This is a genomic window from Nocardia kruczakiae NBRC 101016 (assembly GCF_001612965.1).
Taxonomy (GTDB): Bacteria; Actinomycetota; Actinomycetes; order Mycobacteriales; family Mycobacteriaceae; genus Nocardia; species Nocardia kruczakiae.
This window is the reverse complement of the sequence record NZ_BDBL01000047.1, coordinates 60705-66978: the sequence shown is the minus strand read 5'-3', so window position 1 is coordinate 66978 and position 6274 is coordinate 60705. Positions and strand designations below refer to the sequence as shown.

General features: G+C 69.1%; 6 protein-coding genes. 2 read left to right on the top strand and 4 right to left on the bottom strand.

Annotation, left to right across the window (positions count from 1 at the left end):
- On the bottom strand, positions 1-834 hold an 834-nt coding region (sepH, locus tag NK1_RS28065), incomplete at its 3' end, for a septation protein SepH (RefSeq protein WP_063013518.1).
- A gap of 307 nt (positions 835-1141) precedes the next feature.
- Positions 1142-2269, bottom strand: a complete 1128-nt coding sequence (gene serC / locus NK1_RS28060) for a phosphoserine transaminase (protein ID WP_062994372.1) — start codon at positions 2267-2269, stop codon at positions 1142-1144.
- 138 nt (positions 2270-2407) lie between these two features.
- Between serC and NK1_RS28055 the strand changes: the two genes are divergently transcribed.
- A complete protein-coding gene (locus tag NK1_RS28055; RefSeq protein WP_245660876.1) occupies positions 2408-3223 on the top strand; it encodes a hypothetical protein in 816 nt (271 codons plus the stop codon).
- A 10-nt stretch (positions 3224-3233) separates the two neighbouring features.
- Here the strand turns inward: NK1_RS28055 and NK1_RS28050 are convergent, their stop codons facing one another.
- Both NK1_RS28050 and NK1_RS28045 read right to left on the bottom strand, forming a co-directional pair.
- A complete protein-coding gene (locus tag NK1_RS28050; RefSeq protein WP_245660875.1) occupies positions 3234-4124 on the bottom strand; it encodes a polysaccharide deacetylase family protein in 891 nt (296 codons plus the stop codon).
- A 45-nt stretch (positions 4125-4169) separates the two neighbouring features.
- Positions 4170-5312, bottom strand: a complete 1143-nt coding sequence (locus NK1_RS28045; protein WP_036497980.1) for a citrate synthase 2 — start codon at positions 5310-5312, stop codon at positions 4170-4172.
- A 173-nt stretch (positions 5313-5485) separates the two neighbouring features.
- Between NK1_RS28045 and pdxH the strand changes: the two genes are divergently transcribed.
- Positions 5486-6259, top strand: coding sequence for a pyridoxamine 5'-phosphate oxidase (gene pdxH / locus NK1_RS28040; RefSeq protein ID WP_084461662.1), 774 nt, complete (start codon positions 5486-5488; stop codon positions 6257-6259).
- The last annotated feature ends 15 nt before the right edge of the window (positions 6260-6274 follow it).

The window sequence follows — 6274 nt, the reverse complement described above, 5'->3', positions numbered from 1 at the left end:
CGGGAGCGCCGGGGTCGTGGGAGCCGCCGGCGTCGTCGTGCTCGGCGGATTCGCCGCCACGGCGCTCTTGGCGCTGACCGGAACCGCCGTGCCGCCCACGGCGGCCCGCTGCTCGAAGTACTCGTCGAAACCGGCCTCGCCGGTCTCGGCCACCGCGGTGGTCTGAACGGGCCCGGCCGAGACCGGTTCCACCACCGGGGCGGGCTCGGGCGCCGGCTCCGGCAGGATGGTCGCCAGTCCGCGCAGGGCGCGGCCGAAATCGGGATCGATCAGGTCCGAGGCCGGATCGTCGAGCGGCACCACCGAGCCGCCGTGCGCGTCCGGCTGGTAGCGCCAGTGCGCGGCGATCACCGAACGGCCCGCCTGCCACTGCAATTGGGCGACCCAGTAGTTCTTCTCGTCCTTCCAGGCGTCCCATTCGGCGATATCGATATTGTGGCCGCGCTCGGCGAACGCGGCCGAGACGATCTCGATCAGCGTCTCCACCGCGGGACCGTCCTTGCGCACCGGATGCGCCTTCTGCGCCAGCTCGGCCGCGCGAGCACGCTCGAGCAGCACGGGGTAGGCGAAACGCTCCACCCGGCTGGCCGGCATGCCGGACTCCTCGGTGACCTGCTCCACCGACGCACCGGCACGGATCCGAGCCTGAATATCGCGAGGACGCATGGTCGCCTCCGTTTCGATCTCGATCTGGCCGAATCGGGCAAGGTCTCCACGCGCGGCGGCACGCAGCTTCTCGTCGGCGGCGAGCCGGTACTTCTGACCGGTCTCGGCATCGACGCACACGATGTGCGCGGAATCGGGCGTCAATCCGATCACTCGAAGTTCACGCACCGTTACCTCCTTATCGCTGCGTCGATCACAGCTGCGCCGAGCACCAACTAGCTCGCGACACCGCCCACGTTCTGGAACAGTAGTGCACTTCTGAGATTCGTGTGGCAAGACACGCGGCCTGAAATCTACCGCCGCGGTGCTGAGGACGACTAATCTGCTCTGTTTCCACGCTCACCGGCCCACGCCCCGGCAAACTTCCGGCACGATTTCGGTTGGCGCACACCAACACAGCGTAAACGCGAAAGCCGCGGATTTCGGTGACGAAATTCCGCGACTTTCGCGAGCTTTTATCCGAACGCTGTGGCGATCAGGCGCTGATCTGCTGCACCACCCAGTCGATGCAGCGGGTCAGCTGCGACACGTCCTCGGGGTCGATCGCGGGGAACATGCCGACGCGCAGCTGGTTGCGGCCCAGCTTGCGGTAGGGCTCGGTGTCGACGATGCCGTTGGCGCGCAACACCTTTGCGACCTGCGCCGCATCCACCGACGGGTCGAAGTCGACGGTGCCGACCACCTGCGAGCGGTGCGCCGGCTCCGCGACGAACGGGGTGGCGAATTCGCTGGACTCGGCCCAGGAATACAGCCGCGACGAGGAATCGAGGGTCCGCTTGACGGTCCAGTCCAGACCGCCGTTGTTGTTCATCCACTCGATCTGATCGGCGAACAACAGCAGGGTGGCCAGCGCCGGGGTGTTGTAGGTCTGATCCTTGGTGCTGTTGTCGATCGCGATCGGCAGCGAGAGGAATTCGGGGGTGTAGCGACCCGAATCCTTGATTTCGGAGACTCGCTCCAGCGCCTTCGGGCTCATCAGCGCGACCCACAGGCCACCGTCGGAGGCGAAGCATTTCTGCGGCGCGAAGTAGTACACGTCGGCATCGGCGATATTCACCGGCAGACCGCCCGCGCCGGAGGTGGCGTCGATGGCGATCAGCGCGTTGTCCGAGCCGGCGGGCCGCTGCACCGGAACCGACACACCGGTGGAGGTCTCGTTGTGCGCCCACGCGATCACGTCGGCGACCGGGTCGGAGACCGGCTCGGGCGCGGTGCCCGGGTCCGAGGAGACCACGATCGGATCGCCGATGAACGGGTTGCGCTTGGCCACCGCGGCGAACTTCGAGGAGAACTCGCCGTAGGTGAGGTGCAGCGAACGGTCGCGGATCAGGCCGAAGGCCGCGGCGTCCCAGAACGCGGTGGTGCCGCCGTTGCCGAGCACGACCTCGTAGCCCTCGGGCAGCGAGAACAGGTCGCGCAGGCCCGAACGGACGCGCGCGACGACGTCCTTGACCGGCTTCTGACGGTGGCTGGTGCCCATCACGGACGCGCCGACCTCGACGAGGGAGCGCAGCTGTTCGGGACGGACCTTGGACGGGCCGCAGCCGAACCGTCCGTCGGCGGGCTTCAGATCGTCGGGAATGCTCGGAAAGGCAGCGGTCATGGGCTCAAGCCTAGAGCGTGATGTGGGTCTCGCGCGTGGGTGGGTCGAGGTTGTGCACACGGATGCGACGGGCGTGCCGAAACCGCGCAGATGTCCGTAACACCGTGTCGGCGCACGTCCGCCCGTTACCGTTGGGCAATGAGCATGACAGGGCGGGAGCGACCGGACTCCACGGGCACCTCCGCCGCATCCGCGGCATCCGGGCCCACCGCGGTTCCCCGGTGCGAGGCGGACGGATCCACCCGGACCGGTAGCGGTGGGCCCGGCCTGGGCGCACGCCTGGTCAAGCGGCTCGAGGGAGTCGGAATCGTGCTGCGTACGGGCATGCTCTCCGATGGAGCGCGCCACGAACTGCTGTTGCGCGGCCTGCCCGGGAAGGCCACGATTCTCGGGGTCCGGCCCTGCCGGGCCTCCACCTTCGCGGCCCTTTCCGTCGACGGCGCGCGGAAACGGACGGAGGCCGCGGGCCGCATCGATGCCGGCCATCGCTTCTGGGTCCGGATCCAGCTCGACGGCGCACCGCCGTACGAGACCCGGGTGCGGCAACGAGTGAGCGACGCCGACCGGGAGTCCATGCAACCGGGTGATGTGGTCGGCTGCCGCGTCGATCCGGGTGATCGGGAGCGGCTGGTGCTGTACGTGCCCGGCGTCACGGAGGCGACGCGGGTCAGCATTTCGAAGATCCTGTCCGCGGGCCGCCGCGCCGACGCGACCGTGCTGGCCGCGACGCCGATCGCCGCCGACTATTCGGGCCGCGACGATCCGGTGCTGCGGCTGGATCTGGAACTGCGCGCCTGGGACGAACCACAGCCGTGGCGAGTACGGATCGTGCAGCCGGTGCCGCTCCCGGCGATCGAACTGGTCGATCTGGGCCGGCATCTCGAGGTCGCGTTCTTCGCCGTGGACCGCGGCGAGTCGGTGGCCGTGGACTGGGAGGCCTCGGCCGAACTGTGAGGCGCGCGCCTCAGGGCAGTTTGACGAATTCGAAACCGCGCGAACGCAATACCGGCAGAACCACCGACATTCCCTCGGCGGTACCGGATTTCGGGCGGTGCATATGGGCGATCGAGATCGCGCCGGGCTGCGCCGCCGACATGGCGGTGCGCACCTGCGCGGCCGAGAAGGTCGCGCCGGCGTCCCCGTTGATGCTGAAGCCGACCGGTGTCTCTCCCAGATCCCGCACGATGGCCACCGCCACATCGTCGTAATGCGCGGTGCCCGCGCGGAAGAACCGCGGCGGATGCCCGAGCAGCCGGGTGAGCCGCTCGTGATTGCCCCACACCTCGTCGATCGCCTGTTGCGGGGATGCGGTGCCGGCGATGCCGTAGGCGGTGTGGCCGGTGACCGAGAGCGGACAGTGCCGGGTGCCGTGGTTGGCGAGTTCGAACAACGGATTAGCGGCCAGTTGCTCGGCCCGGCGCGGGTCGGCGTCGATCCAGCGCTTGTTGAGAAACAGCGTCGCCGGAATGTCATGGGCGACGAGGTAATTCATCAGCTCGGTGTTGATCTCGTCGTTGTCCGGTCCGCCGCAGGCGTCGAAGGTCAACGCCATCTGCTTACCCTGCGCCGGGATCGAGGTGATGATGCCGGGCAGGTCCATCCCCCATCCGGTGGGCTGGCGTCCGGCATAGCGTGCGGCCACGGCCACCGGATCGGGCTGTGCGGACAGCGCCGCCGTCACCGGACTCGCCACCGGCGGAACCGAAGGGTGCACCGGCGCGGGCGGCGCCGTGGAGATGATCGTCTTGACCGACGAATTCCCTTCCGCCGTAGCGCATCCCGCTGCGGCGAACCCCGCGGCCACCGCCGCACCCGCTGCCAGAAGCCGACGTCGCGACAGTTCTGCACCACCCACGCGAGCAGATGCTACGGCAGAGAAGCGACGAGCGCAGGCCCGGAGCTACCGGACGATGGTGTCCCAACCCGGTACGGATTCCGCGGTGCGCGGCGCCGGTCCGGTGTAGATCGCGGCGGGGCGCACCAGCTTGCCCAACTGCTTCTGCTCGAGGATGTGCGCACACCAGCCGGCGGTGCGGCCACAGGTGAACATGGCCGGCATCATGTGCGCCGGCACCTCGGCGAAGTCCAGGATCACGGCGGCCCAGAACTCGACGTTGGTCTCGATGGCGCGGTCGGGGCGACGTTCGCGCAGTTCGGCCAGCGCGGCCTGCTCGAGCGCGGCGGCGACCTCGTAGCGCGGGGCGTCCAGCCGCTTCGCGGTGGCGCGCAGCACCCGGGCGCGCGGGTCCTCGGCCCGGTAGACCCGGTGGCCGAAGCCCATCAGCTTCTCCTTGCGATCGAGGATGCCCTTCACCAGACCGCGTGCGTCGCCGGTCTTTTCGACCTCTTCGATCATCGGCAGCACGCGCGCGGGCGCACCGCCGTGCAGCGGACCGGACATGGCGCCGATCGCGCCGGAGAGGCTGGCGGCCACATCGGCGCCGGTCGAGGCGATCACGCGCGCGGTGAACGTGGAGGCGTTCATGCCGTGTTCGGCGGCCGACACCCAGTAGGCGTCGATGGCCTCGACGTGGCGCGGGTCCGGGTCGCCCTTCCACCGCCGCATGAAGCGTTCGGTGATCGTGCTGGCCTCGTCGATATCCTTCTGCGGCACGGCCGGCTGGTAGATGCCGCGGGCGGACTGCGCGACATAGGACAGGGCCATCACGGACGCGCGCGCGAGGTTCTCGCGGGCGGTGGCGTCGTCGATGTCCAGCAGCGGCTGGTAGCCCCAGATCGGGGCGAGCATCGCCAGACCGGCCTGTACGTCGACACGCACGTCGCCGGTGTGCACCGGCAGCGGGAACGGCTCGGCGGGCGGCAGTCCCTGCCCGAAGCGCCCGTCGACCAGCAGCGCCCAGACGTCACCAAAGGTGACGTGGTTACCGACCAGATCCTCGATGTCGACACCGCGGTAGCGCAGCGCGCCGCCGTCCTTGTCGGGCTCGGCGATATCGGTGGTGAACGCCACCACGCCTTCCAGGCCACTGACGAAATCGGGGGGTACGGCCGGACCAGTAGGAGCCGCAGCGCTGGTAGTCATGTTGTGACTCTCCTTGCAAATCGGGCCGCACGATCTGTGGGCGGCCACGCGGTGGTGCTGTCCCGGCTCGGCCGGGGCGGTGCTGTCCCGGCTCGGCCGGGTGCGGCCGTATGCCACTCCGGCCGATCACCTGCAACCTTATCCCCCCAGTACTGGGGAGTAACGTTTGGACCATGCGCGAGGAGCAGAATTCACCGGGCTCAGCGGGGGGCGAATCGGGTCTTCCGACCGCGAATTCATCGACTTTGCCGGACCGCTTCGGGGCCGTACCCCGCGTCGATGTCGACATCGCCGCGATGCGGGCCGAATACGGCGGTGATCCGGACCTGACCGAGAGCTGGCCGGCCGACGGCTGGGAACCGTTGCTGCGCAACTGGATCGAGCTCGCCACCAACGCCGGTATCACCGAACCCAACGCCATGGTGCTGGCCACCGTCGAGCTCACCGACGCCGGTCCGCGCCCCGCCTCGCGCACGGTTCTGTGCAAGGGAGTTTCCGCCGACGGTGTGACTTTCTACACGAATTACGACTCCGCGAAGGGTGATCAACTCCACGCGGTGCCGTATGCGTCGGCCACCTTCGCCTGGCCCAAGGTGGGCCGGCAGGTGACGCTGCGAGGCCCGGTGGACCACGTCTCCACGGAGGTGACCACGGCGTACTGGCGCTCACGCCCGCGCAATTCGCAACTGGGCGCGTGGGCCTCGCACCAATCGCGCCCGGTGGCCTCCCGGGAGGATCTGGATCGGGCATTGGCCGACGTCACAGCCCGTTTCGACGGCGTGGAACAGATTCCGGTCCCGGCCAATTGGGGCGGCTACATCCTGCGTCCGGAGCAGATCGAGTTCTGGCAGGGCCGGCGCAGCCGGCTGCACAACCGCATCCGGATCACGCTGCCGGACGGGCCGGCCGCGATCGGCTCCGCCCGCATCGAACGCCTGCAGCCCTGACCCGGAATCCCCGCC